16 protein-coding genes are annotated in these 18,879 nt (G+C 73.8%); 3 read left to right on the top strand and 13 right to left on the bottom strand.

The window, feature by feature from the left end; genetic code table 11:
• Nucleotides 1–310: 310 nt before the first annotated feature.
• The 3 genes from ACZ45Z_RS15230 to ACZ45Z_RS15220 are packed head-to-tail and all read right to left on the bottom strand — an operon-like array spanning nucleotide 311 to nucleotide 2,136.
• Nucleotides 311–943, bottom strand: coding sequence for a hypothetical protein (locus ACZ45Z_RS15230; RefSeq protein ID WP_468361995.1), 633 nt, complete (start codon nucleotides 941–943; stop codon nucleotides 311–313).
• A complete protein-coding gene (locus ACZ45Z_RS15225; protein WP_468361992.1) occupies nucleotides 940–1,113 on the bottom strand; it encodes a hypothetical protein in 174 nt (57 codons plus the stop codon). Before ACZ45Z_RS15225 ends, ACZ45Z_RS15230 begins: the two co-directional genes overlap by 4 nt.
• Before the next feature lie 54 nt (nucleotides 1,114–1,167).
• Nucleotides 1,168–2,136, bottom strand: coding sequence for a carbohydrate kinase family protein (locus ACZ45Z_RS15220; RefSeq protein WP_468361989.1), 969 nt, complete (start codon nucleotides 2,134–2,136; stop codon nucleotides 1,168–1,170).
• A 271-nt stretch (nucleotides 2,137–2,407) separates the two neighbouring features.
• Here ACZ45Z_RS15220 and ACZ45Z_RS15215 point away from each other — a divergent pair, with 271 nt between their 5' ends.
• Together ACZ45Z_RS15215 and ACZ45Z_RS15210 are read left to right on the top strand one after the other, a co-directional pair.
• A complete protein-coding gene (locus tag ACZ45Z_RS15215; RefSeq protein ID WP_468361986.1) occupies nucleotides 2,408–4,087 on the top strand; it encodes a purine-cytosine permease family protein in 1,680 nt (559 codons plus the stop codon).
• Between the two features lie 126 nt (nucleotides 4,088–4,213).
• The gene (locus ACZ45Z_RS15210) at nucleotides 4,214–4,810 is read left to right on the top strand and encodes an HD domain-containing protein (RefSeq protein ID WP_468361983.1); all 597 of its coding nucleotides are present in this window, start codon (nucleotides 4,214–4,216) and stop codon (nucleotides 4,808–4,810) included.
• 65 nt (nucleotides 4,811–4,875) lie between these two features.
• Here ACZ45Z_RS15210 and ACZ45Z_RS15205 read toward each other — a convergent pair whose 3' ends face one another.
• The 9 genes from ACZ45Z_RS15205 to ACZ45Z_RS15165 form a co-directional block, all read right to left on the bottom strand.
• Entirely contained in the window at nucleotides 4,876–5,658 is a 783-nt protein-coding gene (locus ACZ45Z_RS15205; protein ID WP_468361980.1) for a hypothetical protein, read from the bottom strand.
• Between the two features lie 103 nt (nucleotides 5,659–5,761).
• Nucleotides 5,762–7,006, bottom strand: coding sequence for a beta-ketoacyl-[acyl-carrier-protein] synthase family protein (locus ACZ45Z_RS15200; protein WP_468361977.1), 1,245 nt, complete (start codon nucleotides 7,004–7,006; stop codon nucleotides 5,762–5,764).
• Entirely contained in the window at nucleotides 7,003–7,272 is a 270-nt protein-coding gene (locus tag ACZ45Z_RS15195) for an acyl carrier protein (RefSeq protein ID WP_468361974.1), read from the bottom strand. Before ACZ45Z_RS15195 ends, ACZ45Z_RS15200 begins: the two co-directional genes overlap by 4 nt.
• On the bottom strand, nucleotides 7,245–8,450 hold the full coding sequence (locus ACZ45Z_RS15190; RefSeq protein ID WP_468361971.1) for a beta-ketoacyl-ACP synthase III: 1,206 nt from the start codon (nucleotides 8,448–8,450) through the stop codon (nucleotides 7,245–7,247). The genes ACZ45Z_RS15195 and ACZ45Z_RS15190 overlap by 28 nt, the downstream gene beginning before the upstream one ends.
• Before the next feature lie 29 nt (nucleotides 8,451–8,479).
• Nucleotides 8,480–9,361 (bottom strand): SDR family NAD(P)-dependent oxidoreductase, encoded by an 882-nt coding sequence (locus ACZ45Z_RS15185; RefSeq protein ID WP_468361968.1) that lies wholly within the window; start codon nucleotides 9,359–9,361, stop codon nucleotides 8,480–8,482.
• Nucleotides 9,361–10,461: a 3-oxoacyl-ACP synthase III family protein gene (locus ACZ45Z_RS15180; RefSeq protein ID WP_468361966.1), complete on the bottom strand. Its 1,101-nt coding sequence runs from the start codon at nucleotides 10,459–10,461 to the stop codon at nucleotides 9,361–9,363. Before ACZ45Z_RS15180 ends, ACZ45Z_RS15185 begins: the two co-directional genes overlap by 1 nt.
• Complete coding sequence (locus ACZ45Z_RS15175) at nucleotides 10,458–12,404, bottom strand: acyl-CoA dehydrogenase (protein WP_468361963.1); 1,947 nt, start codon at nucleotides 12,402–12,404, stop codon at nucleotides 10,458–10,460. The genes ACZ45Z_RS15180 and ACZ45Z_RS15175 overlap by 4 nt, the downstream gene beginning before the upstream one ends.
• Nucleotides 12,401–13,489 carry an acyltransferase domain-containing protein gene (locus tag ACZ45Z_RS15170; protein WP_468361960.1) on the bottom strand — a complete coding sequence of 363 codons (1,089 nt, stop codon included), beginning with the start codon at nucleotides 13,487–13,489 and terminating at the stop codon, nucleotides 12,401–12,403. The genes ACZ45Z_RS15175 and ACZ45Z_RS15170 overlap by 4 nt, the downstream gene beginning before the upstream one ends.
• Nucleotides 13,490–13,632: 143 nt before the next feature.
• On the bottom strand, nucleotides 13,633–14,997 hold the full coding sequence (locus ACZ45Z_RS15165; RefSeq protein WP_468361957.1) for a hypothetical protein: 1,365 nt from the start codon (nucleotides 14,995–14,997) through the stop codon (nucleotides 13,633–13,635).
• 401 nt (nucleotides 14,998–15,398) lie between these two features.
• On the opposite strand from ACZ45Z_RS15165, the gene ACZ45Z_RS15160 reads away from it, so the two are divergent.
• Complete coding sequence (locus tag ACZ45Z_RS15160) at nucleotides 15,399–16,736, top strand: hypothetical protein (RefSeq protein WP_468361954.1); 1,338 nt, start codon at nucleotides 15,399–15,401, stop codon at nucleotides 16,734–16,736.
• A 279-nt stretch (nucleotides 16,737–17,015) separates the two neighbouring features.
• Here ACZ45Z_RS15160 and ACZ45Z_RS15155 read toward each other — a convergent pair whose 3' ends face one another.
• Nucleotides 17,016–18,830 (bottom strand): M4 family metallopeptidase, encoded by a 1,815-nt coding sequence (locus ACZ45Z_RS15155; protein ID WP_468361951.1) that lies wholly within the window; start codon nucleotides 18,828–18,830, stop codon nucleotides 17,016–17,018.
• Nucleotides 18,831–18,879 lie beyond the last annotated feature (49 nt).

Here is an 18,879-nt window from a genome sequence, read left to right as displayed (position 1 = left end):
TCGGACACCGCCCGCGCGAATTTCCGCGCGCTCTGGCTACCTGCCACGTTTCCCCCTTCACTGCTGCTCGCATCGCTGCTGCTCGCGTCACTACTGCGCGCATCACCGCTGTCGCTTCGCTGCTGTGGCGTCCCTGCCGTCGCATCGATGCCGGTGTGCGATCGATTTCGGATACGGGCCTATCTCATCGCATGCCTCGTGAGGGGCGCGGGGCGGGGCTGCCGGGCGGGCCGAAGAGGGGCCCCGGGGCCGCGCGGCCGGTCGGCCGGTCGGTCCCGTGAGCTTGACGGGTTCCTGCGCCGGCTTCAGGTCAGAACCGCAGGAAGGCGCACAGCTTCTCCGTCGGCGGAAACCGGCCCTCCGCGCCGAGCGGTCCGATGCAGATCCGCGCCTCCTCGTTCCCGTGGAAGGAAAGGGGTTCGGGACCCTGGCCGAGGACGAGGGCATTGCCGGCCCGGCGCCAGCCCGTGTAGCGCCATCCGCCGGGCGCCTCCGGGTCCTGCACGACGACGTCCAGGTCGGGCGGTCCCAGGAGCTGGGTGAACTGGTCGATGGCGGCCGCGAGATGGGCGTCGAACTCTTGGCGGCCCGCACCGCGAAAGCTGGTCCAGCCGGGCAGCCCGCCCCACTCATCCTCCGTGAACGCGTGATCGTCGCCCACGGAGTACTTCTCGCAGAAGGGCATGAGGAACCGGCAGTCGCCCTCGTAGACGTGCTGCCCGTCCCCGGTGACGAAACGGGCCATGAACGCCAACTCGGTGTCGGCGTCCTCCCGCCACCCCAGCGCGCGCATCGCCTCACCACTGACGTCCCACCAGTCGTCCCCGTCCCACCGCAGCCCCGCGAGAGCCACGACCTGTGCGGCCAGTTGGGGACCGATGGGGCAGACGGCGACGTACTCCTCGTACTCCTCGCTGCCCTCGTCGGCTGTCAGGAGCTTCATGCTTCGGCCCGGTGGCACGTCGGGCAGCGGTCCGTGCCGTCCCACCGGTCCCAGCCGAACGCCGCAGGCGCGAGGGACTGGCCCTCCAGCTCCTGGCGCACCGCGACCCGAAGCGTCCCCCAGTCCACGTATCCCCCAGCACCGATCACGATGTCGACAGCACCGATCATGATGTCGACGTTCGGAATCTACGCTCCGCGTCCTCAGGAGAACAACGTCCCCGTCTATTCCCGCCCCTTTCCCCGCCCCTGTCCCCGTCCGCGCCCGGCCCGGAAGGCGTGCACTTCGGGGAGGGTGGGTGGATCGGCGCCGGGGCGGGAGCAGGTGAGGGCGGCCACCAGGCCGGCGGCGTCCAGCACGGCGGAGAGGGACTCGGGGGTCAGGGAGCGGAGGGCTTCTTGGCGGGGTGCTGACAGGAGGCCGGCGTGGTGGAGCCAGTGGAGCATGCCGGCGGTGAAGGCGTCGCCCGCTCCGACGGTGTCGGCGAGGGTCACGGTGGGGGCGGGGCGGCACACCGTCGCGGTGGGGGTGACGGCGAGGCTGCCCGCGGCGCCGAGGGTGACCACGACGAGGGCGGGGCCGGTGCGCCGCCAGCGTTCCGCGACCTCGGCGGCGGCCTGGCCCGGGTAGAGCCAGGCGAGGTCCTCGTCGCTCACCTTCACGAGGTCGGCGAGGGTGACGTGGTGCTCGATGCGGGCCCGGGCCTCTTCCCGGGAGGGGAGGAGCGCGGGCCGGACGTTCGGGTCGAGGCTCACCGTCACCCGGCGTTCGGCGCGGAGCCGGGTCAGGAGTTGTTCGACGGTGCGGGCGCCCGGGTCCAGGGCGGTGGCCAGGGAACCGGTGTGCAGGCAGCGGGTGCCGGGGGCGAGTCGCAGGGGTGCTCGCGGGTTCCAGGTGAGGTGGAAGTCGTAGGTGGCCGCGCCGTGTTCATCGAGGAGGGCGGTGGCCGTGCTGGTGACGAAGGAGTCGTCGGCCGACGACCGGACGGTGACTCCCGAGGCGGCGAGGTGGTCGTGCAGCAGGCGGCCGTACGCGTCGTCGCCGAGCTGGGTGATCAGCGTGACGGGGGCGCCCAGGCGGGCGAGACCGACCGCCACGTTGGCGGGAGAACCGCCCGGGTGCTCGCTCGGAGGTGAGGGCGCCGGAGCGGGGCGCACCAGATCGACGAGGCTCTCGCCGACGACAGTGATCATCCGGATCTCCATGGCTGACGGCCCGCGGCGGCCCGCTCGGCGCGCCTGGCTCGGGTGCCGGAACAATAGCCCCGCGTGTCACAGGCCGCGCACCGCACCCACGGGCAGGCGTCGCGGTGGTCGTGGCGGGCCCGGCACCCCTGCCGGCCACCGGGTCCGCCGTACCCGGTGAGGTCCCGGAAAACTCCCGTTCACCGTCGGGGACCGGCCGGGAAACGCGCCGTCCCTAGCCTCTTGATCCCTTACGCAGGCGGGCACTTCAGGAGGCGGAATGCGCGTGCAATCACGGCCGGCGGTGGAACAGGCTCCGCACGGACCGGCGCTCGACGAGCGGTCCGGCGGTGACCAGGCGGTCAAGGAGACCCTGGAGGACTACACCCTCCGGTTCGCGCCGCGCTCCTATCGGCGCTGGACGCCCATGGTGGTCGCGACCACCGCGCTCGGCGGCATCGCCTACATGGCCGACTTCTCCATCGGCGCCGGCATCGGCCTCACCCACGGCACCGGGAACGCGCTGGTGGCGATCGCCGTCGCGGCAGCCGTCATCTTCCTCACCGGATTCCCGCTCGCCTACTACGGCGCCCGGTACAACATCGACCTGGACCTGATCACCCGCGGTTCCGGGTTCGGCTACTACGGCTCGGTGCTGACCAGCGTCATCTTCGCCAGCTTCACCTTCATCTTCTTCGCCCTGGAAGGCTCCATCATGGCGCAGGGCCTGAATCTGGGCCTCGGGCTGCCGCTGTGGCTGGGCTACCTGGTCTCCACCCTGATGGTGATCCCGCTGGTCGTCTACGGGATGAAGGCACTCAGCAAACTCCAGGTGTGGACCACGCCGGTGTGGCTGCTGCTGATGGTGGGACCCCTGCTGTATCTGGTCGCCACCGACCCGGGCACCGTGACCCGCTTCCTCTCCTACGCCGGGAGCGACGGCCACGGCGGTATCAACACCGCCTCGGTGCTGCTGGGCGCGGGCGTGTGCCTGTCGCTGATCGCGCAGATCGGCGAGCAGATCGACTACCTGCGGTTCATGCCGCCCAAGACGCGGGAGAACCGGCGCGGTTGGTGGACGGCCGTGGTCATGGCCGGCCCCGGCTGGGTGGTGCTCGGCGCGCTGAAGCAGGCCATCGGCGTGTTCCTGGCGGTCTACATGCTCGCCGAGGTGGGGCCGGCCGCGGCCACCGAGCCCATCCAGCAGTTCCGGGGGGCTTTCGCGGCGATGCTGCCGTCCTGGCTGGTGATACCGCTGGCGGTGGTCCTGGTCGTGATCAGCCAGATCAAGATCAACGTCACCAACGCCTACTCCGGCTCGCTCGCCTGGACCAACTCCGTCACCCGCGTCACCAGGCACTACCCGGGCCGTATGGTCTTCGTCCTGCTCAACCTGGCGTTCGCGCTGACGCTGATGGAAGCGGACATGTTCAGCGTCCTCAACAGCATCCTCGGCTTCTACTCCAACTGCGCCATCGCCTGGGTCGTCACCGTCGCCACCGACATCCTCGTCAACAAGTACCTGCTCAAACTCTCCCCGAAGGCACCCGAGTTCCGCCGGGGCATGCTCTACGCGGTCAATCCGGTGGGCGTGGTGGCGTTCACGGCCGCCTCGGGCCTGTCGATCGCCCTGTACTTCCACGCCCTCGGCGACACCCTCCAGCCGTACTCGCCGGTCGCCGCGGCCCTGATCGCCTTCGTCCTCACCCCGCTCATGGCCGCCTTGACCAAGGGGCGTTACTACCTGCGCCGTACCGACGACGGCATCGCGGAACCGCCGCTCGATCCGGACGGCAACCCCAGCGCGACCACATACGCGTGCCATGTGTGCCGCCAGAGCTTCGAACGGCCGGACCTGGCCGCCTGCCCCACCCACGACGCCATGGTCTGCTCCCTGTGCCTGAGCACCGACAAGACCGGCGACCACCTCCTCCCTCCGGCGGCCGTCACCCCGAGGTGACGTTTCCGGGCACGCGGCTGCCGGTGGCCTGGTGAACGCCGGTGGCCTGGTGAATGCGGGTGGCCTGGTGAACGCCGGTGGCCTGGTGAGTGCCACGCCTGCGCACCCCCCCGCTACCCTGCCGGAATGGACCTCCCCACGACCGAGGAAATCCGCGCGCTCCATGAGCGCTACGCGCCTTCCGCCCAGGCGCTGGATGCCGTGTACACGCACGGTGAGATCGTCTGGAAGATCGCCGAGCGGCTCCTGGACGGGTTTCCCGGCCGCGTCGACCGCGCATTGGTGCGCGTCGGCTGCCTGGTGCACGACATCGGCGTCTACCGGCTCTACGACGACGAGGGCCGGCTGGACTACGCGCAGTACCTGCGCCACGGGCTGCTCGGCCACGAGATCCTCGCGGGCGAGGGGTTCCCCGAGGTCCTGTGCCGTTTCTGCTCGTGTCACACCGGGGTGGGGCTCACCAAGGAGGACGTGGTGCGCCAGCGCCTTCCGCTGCCGGTCGCGGATTACGTGGCGGTGAGCGAGGAGGAGCAACTGGTGATGTACGCGGACAAATTCCACAGCAAGTCGACGCCGCCGAAATTCGTCTCCGCGGATTCCTACACCGCCCATGTCCGGCGCTTCGGCGACGACAAGGCCGAGGCGTTCCGCGCGCTGCGCAAGACGTACGGGGAACCGGACCTGGCGCCGCTGGCGCGCGCTTACGGGCAGGCCGTGGACTAGGGCCTGCCGACAGGGCCCAGGCCGGCGGGGGCGGCCCGCAGGCCGGTGTGGACGGGCCGGCCGCCCTATCCCGCCCCGTAGAGGTCCTTGCCGATGCCGCGGGCGAGCATCGCCGCCCAGGCGATGACCTTGTCCTTGTCGCGGGCGCTGCCGACCGTGAGCAGGACGCCGCCGACGCGGGCCTCGACGCTGTAATGACGGGGGATGGCGTACTCCGCGCCGCCGGTGGTCGTGGAGGAGCGCAGGAGCGCTTCGTCGCCCAGGCCGTTCAGCCTTTCCACGGTGAGGTGCTCCGTGGTGACGCCCGCCTCCATGTCGTGTGTGACGGCCGGGCAGGAGGAGTAGAGGCGGTGCTGGAGCGCGAGGTAACGCTTGGCGTCCGCGGTGGGCATCGACAGCAGGGACTGCTCCACGAAGAGCTCGGGTCGCGCCTCAGGGTCCGTCCTGTCGGCCGCCGTCGCCCATTTGATCGCCGACCGCTCGGCACTGGCGCCGCGGTACGTGCCCAGTTCGCGCAGATATCCCTCCAGCGGCCCGTCGTCGCCGTCCGCCAGGCAGTCCGCCCATTCCCACCGCCGCCGGTCCGGGTGCTGGTCGAAGGTGCCGGCCTTCGTACCGGTGGAGCGCATGCCCGTGGCGAAGGTCTCCGCGGGCGCCAGTCGCTTCTTCAACGCGGCGTCGGTGAAGACGCGTCGGGCGTCGGCGGTGCCGTCGACGCCCGGGGCCTTCGGGCTCCCGACGGACCATCGCGCCCCGGGGCCCGCGCCGGCGCCGCCGTCCGCGCCGCATCCCGTCGTCAGCACCGCGAGCGCCGCGGCACCCGCCCAGCGTGCTCTCCGGCCGGCCACTGGCCCTCCCCCAAGATCTCTTCCCGTACGCCGCCGACACCCTAGCCGTACCGCCCCGGCCGTCCTCCGACGCAGTGCGGTGACGACCGGCCTACCGACCTACCTACCGCGCCGGCGCGAAGGCCAGGACGGTGTTGTGGCCGCCGAAGCCCAGGGAGTTGCTGAGGGCGAGGCGGATCTCCTGGCTGCGGGGCGCGCCGGTGACCAGGTCGTCGAGGGGGGAGTCGGGGTCGGGGCGGTGGAAATTGGCGGTGGGCGGGGCCAGTTGGTGTTCGACGGTCAGGGCGGTGAGGGCGGCCTCGATGGCGCCGGCGGCACCCATGGTGTGCCCCAGGACGCCCTTCGCGGAGGTCACCGACGGCGGGTCGGCGGCGAACAGCTCGTGCAGCGCCGCCGCTTCGGTGCGGTCGTTGAGGGGAGTGCTCGTCCCGTGGGCGTTGAGATGGTCGACCTCGCGCGCGGTGGCGCCGACCGTGCGCAGGGCCCGCGTCACGGCCAGCCGCAGCCCATGGCCCTCCGGGTCGGGGGCCACGTCGTGGTGGGCGTCGGCGGAGAGGCCGTAGCCGGCGAGCCGCGCGTGGACCGGTGCGCGCCGGGCCGCCGCGTCGCTCACCCGCTCCAGGACGAGCACGCCCGCGCCCTCGGCCAGGACGAAACCGTCGCGGGCCGCGTCGAAGGGGCGGGAGGCGGCGGCCGGGTCGGTGTTCCGCCGCGAGAGCGCGCCCATCTTCGCGAACGCGGCGGCGCACAGGGGGGTGATCATGGCGTCGGCGCCGCCCGCGACGGCGATGTCGCAGGCGTCGTCGCGCAGCAGCAGCGCCGCGGTGACCAGGGCGGCGGCGCCCGACGCGCAGGCCGTGGCGGTGTGCAGGGCGGGGCCCCGGGCCCCCAGTGCGATGGCCAGTTGCCCCGCGGCCATGTTGGGCAGGAACGCGGGCAGGGTCAGCGGCGAAACCGACCCGGGGCCGGTGTCGAGCAGGCGCCGGTGCTGGTCCTCGTACGTGCCGACCCCGCCGGCCGCCGACCCCAGAACCACCGCGACGCGGGTGCCGTCCCAGGTGGCAGGGTCCAGGCCGGCGTCGGCCACGGCTTCGTGCGCGGCGGTCAGCGCGAACTGGGTGAACCGGTCGTGCCGTCCGGGCCGCGGGCCGGGGACGCGCGCCCGGGGAGCGAAGTCCGGCACCCGGCAGGAGAAGGAGACGGGGAGCCCGGCGAGCGCGGGATCGCCGGCCGCGGTCGGCCGTCCCGCGCACACCCGGCTCCAGGTCTCCGCGGTGGTGGTGCCCCCCGGGGTGACCAGTCCGATACCGGTGACGGCGAGGGCCTCCGTGCCGCGGCCGGCGCTCATCGCGCCGTTTCCGGGTCGGCCGCGGCCAGGTCGGGGGACACCTGGGAGGCGACGGCCGCCGCGAAGTCCCGCAGCGGCAGTTCGCCGGCCGACTCGTCCTCCTCCAGCGGGGTGCCCCAGTGTTCCTGGAGCGTGACGTAGAGCTCGACGACGGCGAGCGAGTCCAACTCCAGCTCGTTGAGCGAGACGTCGGGGCGGATCTGCTCGGCGTCGACCTCGAACTTGTCGGTGAGCACGGTCACGAGGTGGTCGTAGACAGCTTCCATTGCGGTTTCCTCCTGGGGGAGCGTGCGGTGGTGGCGGAGTCGGTGGTGGGAGTGGCGGGCAGGCGGGTCCGGGGGACGGCGGCGGGCCAGGTCAGGGCGACCGAGCCCCACGTCAGGCCGCCGCCGAAGGCGGTGAGCAGGGTGCGCGCGCCGGGGCGCACCACGGCGCGGGACGCGGTGTCGGCCAGGGCCAGCGGGATGGAGGCACCCGCCGTGTTGCCGACCTCGCGGATGTTCCCGTAGCAGTGCCCGGGCGCGATTCCGACCCGGTCGGCGACGGAGTCGAGGATGCGCTGGTTGGCCTGGTGGCCGATGAACGCGCCGACGCTGCCGGGCCGCCAGCCGACCTGTTCGAGGACGGCCAGCGAGGACTCGGTCATGTGCCGCACGGCCTGCCCGTACACCTCCCGGCCGCTCATCCGGAAATAGCGCGCCTCGCGGCACAACCGCGGCGAGGTGTCGGGCATCCGGGACCCGCCCGCGCTGATGGCGATCAGGTCGCTGCCGGCGCCGTCCGCGCCCCAGTCGACGCCGGCGATCGCACCGGGCTCGGTGGGCTCCCCGGCGCCCAGCAGCACCGCGCCCGCCCCGTCGCCGAAGATCACCGCGGTGTCCCGGTCCAGCGGATCGATGATGCGCGAGTACGTCTCGGCCCCGATGACCAGCGGCCGGGCGCAGATACCGCTGCGCAGCAGCGCGGTGGCGACGGTGAGGCCGTAGAGGAATCCCGAACACACCGCGCCCAGGTCGAACGCGGGGACCGGGCCGAGCCCGAGCCGGTGGGCGACCTCGGGGGCGGTCGCCGGGCAGCGGCGGTCCGGCGTGGTGGTCGCCACCAGGACCAGGTCGGCCCGGGCCCGCGCGGAAGCCTGAGCGGCGCCGCCCGCCGCGACCGCCAGATCCCCGGTGCTCGTCCCCTCCTCGGCCTCGCGGCGGCGGGCGATGCCGGTGCGGGTGCGGATCCACTCGTCGGTGGTGTCGAGTACGCCGCGGCGCGTCACCTCCACGTTGGACAGCACGCGGGGCGGCAGGCAGGCGCCGATGCCGCGGATGACGGCGGCGGGGCCTTCCCGTAACGGCCCGCCGCCCTCGGTGAACGGGCCGGTCTCCGTGGCGTGGGGCACTTCCGTCGCCCCGGTCGGGTCTTGCGTCGCCCCCGTGGGGCGTTGGCTGGTCATCGTCGGGGTTCCTCGCCTCTCTGCGGTGGTCACGCGGCGAACGGGGACGGCGGCTTCGGGATCCCGGCGAGCCCGCCGTCCGGTACGGAGGCGCCGCCGTCCAGGAGCAGCGCCTGCCCGGTGAGGAAGGACGCGGCGGGCGAGGCCAGGAAGAGCGCCGCGCGGGCGACCTCGTGCGGTTCGGCCCACCGGCCCATCGGGACGTGTGCCATCAGCCAGTCCGACAGCGGGGCCGTGGACGCGGCGAAGGCGGTCATGTCCGTACGGGTCCAGCCCGGGCACAGCGCGTTGACGCGGATACCGGACCGCGCCCAGCCCGCCGCGAGGCTGCGCGCCAGGGAGATCTGGGCCGCCTTGGACGCCGCGTACGCCTCCATCCTGGGCGCGCCGGCCACGCCCGCCAGGGACGACATCAACACCACGCTCGCGCGGGACGATTGCGTCAGGTGGTGGTGCGCCCGGCGGCACAGCGCCGCGGTGGCGTTGAGGTTGACCGACAGCACCCGGTCCCAGTCCTCCTGGGCGGAATCCTGCAGCGGGGCCATGGCCGGGCTGCCGTCGGGCAGGGACGGCAGGACGCCCGCGTTGTGGACGACGACGTCGAGGCCGCCGAGCGCCGCCGCCGCGTCGTCCACGACGGTCTCCGCCGCCCCCGCCTCGGCGAAGTCGCCCGGCACCGGCACCGCGACGCGCCCCTCCTTCTCCACGAGACAGGCCGTCTCCTTCAGGGCGCCGTGGGTCCGGGCGCCGAGCGCCACATCGGCACCGGCCTGCGCGAGCGCCACGGCGACGGACCGGCCGATGCCGCGGGAGGCCCCGGTCACCAGGGCCCGTACGCCGTCGAGGCGGAAGGCGTCGAGGACGTGGGCCACGGGGGCGTGGGGCGCGGGCGAGTTCGCGGGCGTGTTCATCAGGAGCTCCTTTGCGCGACGGGCGTACGGGTGGGGATCGGGGTGGGTACCGCGACCGGGGCGGGGCCCGGCGCGATCCGGATGGCCGGTGCGCCGGTCCAGTTCAACAGCGCGCTGCCCCAGGTCACGCCGGCCCCGAAGGCGGCGATCAGGACCCGGCCGCCGAGCGGCAGCAGCCCGCGGGCGGCGGCACTGGCCAGCGCGTAGGGGGCGCTGGCGGCGCCGATGTTGCCCACTTCGTCCCCCACGATGACCAGACGGTCCGGCGGGATGCCGATGCGGTCGCCGAGGCCGCGCAGCAGGACGGGGTTGGGCTGGTGGGTGATGAACGCGTCGATGTCGTCGAGCCGGAGCCGGTGGCGGGCCAGGGTCTCGCTGACGAGCCGCGGAAAGATCTCGGCGATGAAGTCGCGGACCGCCCGGCCGTCCATCCGGATGTGGTGCTGGTGGCCGCCGAGCGTGTCGGCGCTGGCGGGGACGCGGCTGCCGCCGGCCGGGATGAGCACATGGTGGGCGCCGGTGCCGTCGGAGCCCAGCCGGAAGCCGGCGAACCCGCCGTCGCCCGGTACGGGCCCGAGGACCGTGGCGGCCGCGCCGTCGGCGAAGAGCACCGCGGTGCCCCGGTCCGCCGGATCGATGAACTTGGAGTACGCCTCGACCCCGACGACCGCCGCGTAGCGCGCGCACGGGTCCTGGGCCAGCCAGTCGTGGGCGACCCGGGTGGCGAACAGCCAGCCGGAGCAGGCCGCGCTGACGTCCAGCGCCACCGCGTTGCGGGCGCCGGTCAGCGCCTGGATCCGGCAGGCCGTGGACGGCCCCAGTTCGTCGGGCGTGGAGGTGGCGGCGACCAGCACGTCCAACTGGTCGATGTCGATGCCCGCCGCGGCGACCGCGGCCCGTACGGCCGCGGCGGCCAGCTCGGAGGCGGCCTCGTCCGGGGCGGCGACGTGCCGGGTGCGCACCCCGGTGCGTTCGGTGATCCAGTCGGGGGTGACGCCGACCGCGGCGGCCACGTCCTCGTTGGTGCGCAGCGCGTGCGGGAGGTAGGTGCCCATGCCCAGCACGCCGATGCGCGAGGTGGTCGGGGGTGAGTCGTTCATGTCGGCCTTTCCGTGGGCCAGTCGAGGGAGTCGGTCAGCGCCGCCGCGTAGTCGCTCGCGCCCAGAGGCGCCGGCGACGTGTCCGGCGCGGCCATGGCCTCGGTCAGCAGCGGCAGATGGGGCAGCAGCCGGTCGCACAGTGCGTCCATGGCCAGGGGGAGCGCCCGCGCGGTGGCCGGGTCGATCACCTCCGCGGACAGCAGCCGACCGGACAGGCGCCGCGCCTCGGCCACTCCGTACAGGGCGGCCAACGGGCGTAGTACGGCGAGCAGTTCGGGGTCGTCGACCGCGTCGAGGGCGTCGGCCAGGCTCCGCGCCGTCAGGCGGCTCGCGTACGCCTCGCCGAGCTCCCGCGCCGCGCCCAGCAGCGGGTTCCACCGCTCCAGACCCTCCAGCCCCGCCTTCGTACGGTCCTGGAGTGCCTGGCGCAGGTCCTGGGTCAGCCGGCTCTCCAGGGCCCGGGTGACGGCGGGCCACCAGGCGGGATGGTCCACCGGCATGCCGGGCGGCGGCGGGGCGGCGGTCAGGGCGTCGCCGGCTTCCTCGGCCAGGGCCCGGCCGGTGTCCAGCATGATCAGCCGGCTGTCCCCGCCGGCGCTGTCGAAGGCGTGGGCGAAGCCGTGGTAGCCGGCCAGCCGGTTGACCGCCAGATAGCCGGGCAGGCCGCTGCGGTGCTGGCATTCGGCGGCCACCCGCGCCGCGGCGTTCACCGTGTGCGCCTTCCAGGCCGCCAGCGGACGGTCGACCGCGGTCCAGGGCGCGAAGGTCATCTCCTCCCGGTCGGCGTCCCCTCCCGCGTCCCGGCCGGCGGTGTCCGGCCCGCCCGGCCCCGGGCCGCCGCCCGCCGCCAGGGCGCGTCCCCAGATCTCCTGTGCCGTGCCGCCGGCGCAGGTGAGGGCCAACGCCTCCGCCAGGCAGCCGAACAGGGCCCGCTGCTGGGGGCGGTAGGCCAGTACCGGCTCCCCGGGGGCGAGACGGCCGTGGGCGCGGCGGTGCGCGCAGTGGCGCAGGGCCCGCGCGGCGCACTGCCGGGCCATCGCGGCCATCGCCGAGGGCAGGGTCGCCCACAGGCCCTGGCCCACGCACAGGGTGCGGGCCAGCCGCGCGTCGCGGGTGCCGAGCGGATCGTGGAAGGCGCCCGACGGGTCGAGGCGCGCACCGTCCCGCAGCCACTGCTCAGGGCGCAGCCGTACGCCCCGGAAGCGCACCAGCGCGTAGTCCAGCGGCAGTTCCGGCAGCCCGATCCGGCCGGAGATCTCCACTCCCGGCGCCGGCCCCCGCTCGTCCTCCAGGTCCACGACGAACGAGAACACCCCGTGGTCCGTCCCGCCGGCCAGCAGCCGGGCGCACACCACCGCGGTCTGCGGCAACCCGGGCGAGCCGACGCCGGAGAACTTCGCCGCCCCCGCGTCCGGCGTGCGGAGCGTGAACCCCCCGGTCCGCGGGTCGAACTCGGCCGTCGTACGGATCCCCAGATGGCTGCTGCCGTCGCCGATCTCGGTGACGAGGAAGACGCCCTTGGCGCGCGCGGTCTCCAGCGCCTCCCATTGGCGGCCCAGGCGGGCCGGGTCGTCGGACAGGGTGACGATCGAACCGATGCAGAGGAGGTAGTGGGAGAGGGCCGCCATGTACAGCGGCGGGTCGGCGACGCCCGTGCACTCGCCGAGGACCGCGAGCCGGTGCGGGTCGCGCAGCAACTCCGCGGCGGGCGGCAGCACTTGGGCGATCCGGCGCAACTGGAGGTGCGTGCGGCGGCCGTGGTCGGCGTCGCCCGTCTCCGCGCGCTCGCCGGCGGCCAGCGCCGCGGTCAGCCGGTGGCGCAAGCCGTCGGGGTCGGGGCCGTGGACGAGCCGGGAGAGCCGGGCGATCTGGGCGGGCCGCGTGCTCTGGGCGGGCCGGGTCATCTGGGCGGGTTCGGCGGACGGCCGTGGGTGAGGGGTCATCGGGAGGGCTCCGTGAGGCGGGCGGGGAGAGCGGTGGCGGCGTGGCGGCCGGCCGGTGCCGTGGTGGCGTACGGCCCGGTGGCGCGCGGCCCGGTGGCGCGCGGCCAGGGGAACCCGGGGTCCGCCAAAGGCGCGCAGGCACGGGCGGCGGACGGCGCCAGGGTGTGCTGGGCGTTGCGGGTGAGCGCCCGGCCGGTGCCGGCCTCCAGCAGCAGCGCGGTGCGCGGCGCCGTCACCTGGCGCAGCACCTCGGGGACCCGGGCCGGGCGCACCAGGCAGTTCGCCAGGCCCCGGTGCACGTCGTCCCCGGGGCCGTAGACACCGCCGTGGACGGCACTGTGCACGGGGATCCGGGCCGGCCGCGCGGTCAGGGGCCGGATCGACGCCTGGAACGCGTCGGCCGGGCCGGTCAGAGAGGGGTGATGGGAGGAGAACGGCAGCCGCAGACGGGCGACCGGCAGCCCCTGTCGTCCGGCCAGCTCCTCCACGACCCGCAGCGCCCGAAGGGGGCCGCTGAGCACCGTCTCACCGGGATCGTTGAGGCAGGCGATGGCCAGCGGCGGCGAGCCGGCCTCGCGCAGCAGGGCCCGGGTGCGCACCTCGCCCATGCCCACCAGCGTCATCCCGCCCGGGCAGCGGGCCAGTTGGTGCGCCAGCAGGCAGGCGATCCGCGCTCCCTCGGCGACCTCGAACACCCCGGCCGCGGTGAGCGCGGCGATCTCGCCGAAGCTGACCCCGACCACCTGATCGGGCACCCAGCCGACCTCGCACAGCGCGCGGTGCACCGCGATCGAGGAGCAGAACAGCGCCAGTTGCGGGGTGCCGACGGCGGCCGCCGCGAGGTCCCGGCCGCTGGGCGGGGCGTCGCCCAGCAGCGCGCCGGCCAGCGGAGCGATGCCGAACTCGCCGCCGACCTCCGCCGCCTCCTCGAAAACCTCCTTGACCGCCTTGCGCACCGGAGGATGCGCACGGGCGGCGTGGACCAGCGGGCTGACCGAGAAATCCCCCTGCCCGGGGAAGAGATGAACGAGGGTGTAGGGCAGGAGTTCACGATCTGCGGCTGCGGACGGCACAACACTCTTCATCGACGACTACTCCTCGGCGGTATTCACCAGGCGGCGGAATTTCCCCGCAATCGATTCAACAACGCCGGCTACCGCGCCGGTTGGTTTCGGCCTCGCGGAGATGTTGAAAGGTGTGAAAGCGCCGGATGCGCACGACGGCCGGATCAGGCTCGGCGCCGGGCCGCCGTCTCCGCGTACGTACGGTCCAGAACGGCCGCCGCGGCCGGCACCTGGCGAAAGGGCGTGAGGAATTGCCGCAGCCGGCTCAGTGCCGTGTCCACCGCACCCGATCGCAAATAGGCGTAGTGATCGAGAAACGACTGCCACGCGGCGCAGGCCTCTTCCACATTGCCGATGCCGATGAGGATTTCGGCGTGCTGGGCGTAACTCAGCGCCAGCCCCCGGCGGTCCTCGGCCGGCCGCCGCGCGAGGGAACGGTTCAGCGCGGTACGGGCGGCCGGTAGGTCTCCCGCGTGCCGCAGCGCCTCCGCGCTCTGGTATTCCAGCGCGGCGCGGGAGTACGCCTGGAACGGGCCCGGCCCGCCGGCGCCCCGCTCCGCCGCCTCCAGCGCGCGCTCCGCCTGCCCGAGCGAGTCGATGGCTTCCTGACGCGCACCGCAGGCGGCCTGCGCCACGGCGAGCTGGGACAGCAGGTAGGCGCCGGCCGCGCCGTGCGCGCTGCGCGTGGTCTCCACCGCGGCCTCGGCCGCGTGGAGCGCGGTGTGCCGGTGCCCCAGCGCCAGCCCCTGGGCGCTCAGCCCGCGCAGGACGACCGCCCACGCCGTACGGTCCCCGGACTCGGCGGCCAGTTGCAGGGCCGTGTTGAAGTGCCGTTGGGCCAGCCCGTGCACCGACGCGTCCTGATGCATCCGCGCGAGCAGGAACGATAATCGCGACGCCTCGACCAGCAGGCCGCGCCGCACGTGCGGGTCGTGCGTCTCGCGCAGCCGGGGCGCGATGTCGTCGGCGAGGTAGGCGGCCAGTGCCGAGCGCGCGCTGCCGCCGCCGTGCGCGTTGAAGGACGCCGCGTAGAAGCGCACGGCGAAGCGGACGATGGAGAGTTCACCCTCCTCGTCCGCCCGGCGCGCGCCGGCGTCCGGGCCCGGCCACCGCGGCTCGGCGCCCGCCGTACCGGCCAACTCCGCCTTCCGGTAGGGCAGGCGCCGGGCCGACACCCGGCGGGCCGGGTCGCTCTCCTGCCCGCACAACGCGGCGAGCGCGGTTTCCGGCCGCTGGCTCTCCGGCGGCGCGGTGGCCGGGGGCGGCGCGGCGCCGTCGTCCGGGAAGCCCGCGGCGGCCGGGGACACCGCCCGCCCCAGGCGCCGGGTCAGGGCCTCGGCGATGAGCGCGGGTGCCGGGGGCGTCGGCCGCGTACCGCTGAGCCAATGGGCCACCGCGGTGCGGTCGTAGGTCAGCTCCAGATCGATTTCCGCGGCGAGCGCGTTGACGGACCGGGCCAGTGCGGCCTGTGTCCATCGGGCCTCCGCCAGCAGGGCCCGCAGATGTTCGTTTCGGTGACGCGGTGGCACTGACTGCTCCTGAAGGGACATGTGAGGAAGAGACGGGAAGGGACGGAACGCGCGTACGGGAAAGCCCGGGAACGGGGAACGCGGGAGGAAAGGAGAACCGGTTCATGGAACATTCCCGGCCAATTCTCGTGACCGCGTTCCGGCCGCCGGGCCGCCCGGATTCACGGAAACCCCCCGCTTTCGCGCACGGGAAAATCACCACCGACGGTGCGCCCGTTTCGCGCGACCGGCCCCTGGCCGGAAAACTTTGCCCGTGGCCGACGCGGTATGGCCAACGGGCTCTCCTCAACGGAACCATGCTGTCGACAATGTTGGGAAGCGCGCCCTGGGGGAGTTACGTGAACGCGTTGAAAGATCAAGCACCGTGACGCCGAAGGAACTCCCGGGTGAGGGGCGCGACCATGGCGCGTAAAAGTCCGAACCACGCGCTCGGTGCGCTGCTGACGGAAGCGGACTGGTCCGCCGCGGACCTCGCGCGCGCCGTCAACTCCCTCGGCACGGCGCACGGTTTGCGCCTGCGCTACGACCGGACCGCCGTCGCCCACTGGCTCAACGGCTCACGCCCCCGGCCGCCGGTCGCCGACCTGGTGGCACAGGCGTTCAGCCGCCGCATCGGCCGGACGCTGACGCCCGCCGACACCGGGCTCGGCGAACCGGGCGCCCCGGGCGACGCGCTCGCCGCCCTCCTGGACACCGGCGACCCGGTGCGGCGCCTGTCCGCCCTGTGCCGGGCGGACAGCGACCCCACCCGCCGGCCGCTGCTGGCCCAGGCGGTGTTCTCCACCTCGCCGCCCGCTTTCCCCGGCTGGGGGACCGGGCCGCGGACCGCGCCACCGGCGGGCGCCAGGCGGCAGGCGACCGGCGCGGACGTGGCGCGCCTGGAGACCGTGGCCCTGTGCTGCGCCGCGATGGGCGAGAAATACGGCGGCGCGCACGGGCGCTCCGCGCTGGCGCTGTACCTGTCCGAGGACGTGGCGCGGCTGCTGACCGCCCCGGCCCCGCCGCCGGTGCGCCGCGCGCTCTTCACCGGGGCCGGGCATCTGACGCTGCTGCTGGCCGGCATGACGTTCGACGTCGGCCACCCGGGCCTGGCCCAGCACTATTACGCCGTCGCCCTGGAACTCGCGCACGCGGCGGAGGACCGCGCCGCCTACGCGATCACCCTGCGCTGTATGAGCGTGCAGGCCCACCGGCTCCGCGACCACCGCCAGGCCGTCGCTCTGGCCGAGGCGGCCCTCGACGTGGCGGGATCCGCGGTTCCCTCCGCCACCCGGGCCTTCCTGCACGCGGGACGCGCGGTGGTCGCGGCCGGCGTCGGGCAGCACGGCTCGGCGGCCACGCACCTGGTGACGGCCGAGAAACATCTGGCCCAGACCTGCGGACCCGAAGGCCCCTTCACGAGCTATCCGGAGTCCGCCCTGCGCTACCAGCGGGCCGAGACGCTCGCGTTGCTCGGCGACCACACCGGGGCCCGGGCCGAGCTGGAGTCCTCCCTGGCCGGCAGGCCCGCCGACCACAACAGGGCGCGGGCACTGCTGCACGCCCGGCTCGCCCACGCGCTGCTGGCGACGAAAGAGGTCGAAGCGGCGGTCCAGCACTGCCTCCACTTCCTGGAGCACTACGAGCGCCTCGCCACCGGATCCGCGCACGGCACGCTGGCCCGCCTGCTTCTCGAACTCACCCCCTACCGGAGGAACTCCAAGGTCAGAGCCTTCCGGGAGCGTCTGCGAGGGATGTGATCGCGGCGCCGGTGAGGTCGTCCTGCTCCGCGGCGTGCGGCCCGCCGGTTTTCGGTGCGCACCGCGCCCCGTCGCGATCCGCGTGGGCGACGGCTACGCAGGCGAGCAACACCATCGCCACGTCAAAGGGGTCTGTCACCTCACCATAAATAGATGTGACCATTACTTTTCCGGCTTACGCGCGCCCGCCCGGCCGGCGGCTTCACCCGTACGCGCGCGGGATCACCCCTGCGGTCCGACGGCACCCCGCGAAAGCCGGGGCGCCACCGGACCGGTCCTTCAGTGCGTGGCGGCGGGGGTGTTGGCCGACGTGACGTTGACGGCGGCCCAGGCCCGGTTCACCGTCTTGTACTCGGTGCTGCGGGCGCCGTAGAGGTCCTTGGCGGCGCTCAGGGTCGCGGTCCGGGCGTCGTGGAAATCGGTGGTGGAGACCATGTACCGGGTGAGGGCCCGGTAGAAGACCGCCGTCGCCTTCGCCCGGCCGATGCCCTTGACCTTGGAGCCGTCGAAGGTCGGGGAGTCGTAGGCGAAACCGCCGATGGTCTTCTTCCCGCTGCCCTCGGCGAGCAGGTAGTAGGCGTGCGAGGAGACGCCGGAACCGGCGTGCACCTCGGTGTCGTAGGACTTCTTCGACCAGTAGTCGACGGTGCCTTCGAGCTTGTCGAGCGAGGGCTTGTCCAGGCGCCGCAGGAACTTCTGCCGCAGGCCGAGCTTCTCGCCCATCAGGTAGTTCGGCGGGTTCTTGGGGTTGGCGGCCGCGAACTCGACGGCGCTGCCGAAGATGTCCGCCAGCGACTCGTTGAGCGAGCCGGGCTCGCCGAACTGGTTGCCGTCGCCGTCCACGCGGGTCGGCTGGAGGTCGGCCGTCGCGTCGACGACGCCGTGGCTGAGTTCGTGCCCGGTGACGTCCAGCACGACCAGCGGCTTTTTGAACATCGTGCCGTCACCGTCGCCGTAGAGCATGCAGCCGCAGTCCGAGGACCAGAAGGCGTTGCCGACGCCCTTGCCGAAGTGCACCAGGGCGCGGGCCCCACGGCCGTTGTTCTCGACCCCGTCGCGGCCGAACGTCTTCTTGTAGAAGTCCAGGGTGCTGGTGATGCCGTACTGCGCGTCGACGGCGGCCGTCGCGCGGTTGCTCGCGGTGCCGTTGCCCCAGCGGTTGTCGGTGCTGGTGAACGCCTTGCCGTCGGCGAACTTCGCCGGCTCCTTGCCGCCGGCGTCGCGCGTCTCGGTGTTCCCCCGCGTGCGGTCCTTGAGGAGGAAGGCCCGCTTGCCGGTCTGGGTGGTGGACAGCGGCACCTTGCCGACGAAGAAGGACGAGCCGGTTCCCTTCGCCGCTGCCGGGAAGCCGCCGCTCGTGGTCGTCCGGCCCGTGGCGGACGGGGGCGTGGCGGTCGGACCCGCCGAAAGCGCGGGCCGCTCGCCCCGCGCGCGCAGGGTGTCCAGAAGGGCCGGCGACAGGAAGGAGTCGTTGGCCGGGACGTTGCTCAGCACTGCCGCGGTGGCGGCGTCCAGGACGACCGTGCGGGCGCCGCCGGCCTCGGCGGTCCGGCTGCCGGTCACCCGCACCTGGTAGGCCAGCCTGCCGCGGCCCTCGTGGGCGTCCACGACGAGTTCGGCCTCACCGGCGTGGCCCTTCGCCACCCCGGCCGCCTTCTCCCGGGCCTGCCCGGCGGATATCTCCGGGTCCGTGTCGGGCACGTCGACCTGGTGGTCGAAGGCCCTTGTCACGCCCGTGTAGGCGGACTTGGCGTCCAGATGGACGACGAGGTCACCGCCGAGCACCGGCAGCCCGCGGTGGGTCCGGACGAAGCGCACATGCCGCTTGCCGTCCGGGTCCACCAGGGTGTCGGTGGCGTCGAGGGTGTCCTTCGGGCTGACGCCGGTGGCGGCGGCGTGCGCGTACGCCGCCGCCCGGGCCGCGGCCACGACCGTCGCGGCGGCGGGTGTGGCGGCGGTCGGGGCCGGCGCCGAGGGGCGGGAGGCCGAGGGGGCCGCCAGAGCGGAGCCGGCCGCACCCGCGGTGAGGGTCGCGGCCGTGGTCACCGCGACGCCGATGGCCAGGCTCCGCCTGCGTATGTGGGGTCTACGCACTGTTGTGGGTCCTTAGAGCTGCGGGGGCGGTCGGTTGGACCGACCGCCC

The sequence above is a fragment of the Streptomyces sp. NPDC031210 genome (assembly GCF_055570395.1).
This window is presented reverse-complemented; position numbering and strand designations above follow the sequence as displayed.

Bases quoted from the DNA above. Each gene is read 5' to 3' on its own strand.
- ACZ45Z_RS15200 (WP_468361977.1), bottom strand. From the start codon at position 7,006: ATGAGCGCCGGCCGCGGCACGGAGGCCCTCGCCGTCACCGGTATCGGA.
- ACZ45Z_RS15220 (WP_468361989.1), bottom strand. From the start codon at position 2,136: ATGATCACTGTCGTCGGCGAGAGCCTCGTCGATCTGGTGCGCCCCGCT.
- ACZ45Z_RS15160 (WP_468361954.1), top strand. From the start codon at position 15,399: ATGGCGCGTAAAAGTCCGAACCACGCGCTCGGTGCGCTGCTGACGGAA.
- ACZ45Z_RS15190 (WP_468361971.1), bottom strand. From the start codon at position 8,450: ATGACCAGCCAACGCCCCACGGGGGCGACGCAAGACCCGACCGGGGCG.
- ACZ45Z_RS15175 (WP_468361963.1), bottom strand. From the start codon at position 12,404: ATGACCCCTCACCCACGGCCGTCCGCCGAACCCGCCCAGATGACCCGG.
- ACZ45Z_RS15210 (WP_468361983.1), top strand. From the start codon at position 4,214: ATGGACCTCCCCACGACCGAGGAAATCCGCGCGCTCCATGAGCGCTAC.
- ACZ45Z_RS15170 (WP_468361960.1), bottom strand. From the start codon at position 13,489: ATGAAGAGTGTTGTGCCGTCCGCAGCCGCAGATCGTGAACTCCTGCCC.
- ACZ45Z_RS15215 (WP_468361986.1), top strand. From the start codon at position 2,408: ATGCGCGTGCAATCACGGCCGGCGGTGGAACAGGCTCCGCACGGACCG.
- ACZ45Z_RS15195 (WP_468361974.1), bottom strand. From the start codon at position 7,272: ATGGAAGCTGTCTACGACCACCTCGTGACCGTGCTCACCGACAAGTTC.
- ACZ45Z_RS15185 (WP_468361968.1), bottom strand. From the start codon at position 9,361: ATGAACACGCCCGCGAACTCGCCCGCGCCCCACGCCCCCGTGGCCCAC.
- ACZ45Z_RS15230 (WP_468361995.1), bottom strand. From the start codon at position 943: ATGAAGCTCCTGACAGCCGACGAGGGCAGCGAGGAGTACGAGGAGTAC.
- ACZ45Z_RS15180 (WP_468361966.1), bottom strand. From the start codon at position 10,461: ATGAACGACTCACCCCCGACCACCTCGCGCATCGGCGTGCTGGGCATG.
- ACZ45Z_RS15225 (WP_468361992.1), bottom strand. From the start codon at position 1,113: ATGATCGGTGCTGTCGACATCGTGATCGGTGCTGGGGGATACGTGGAC.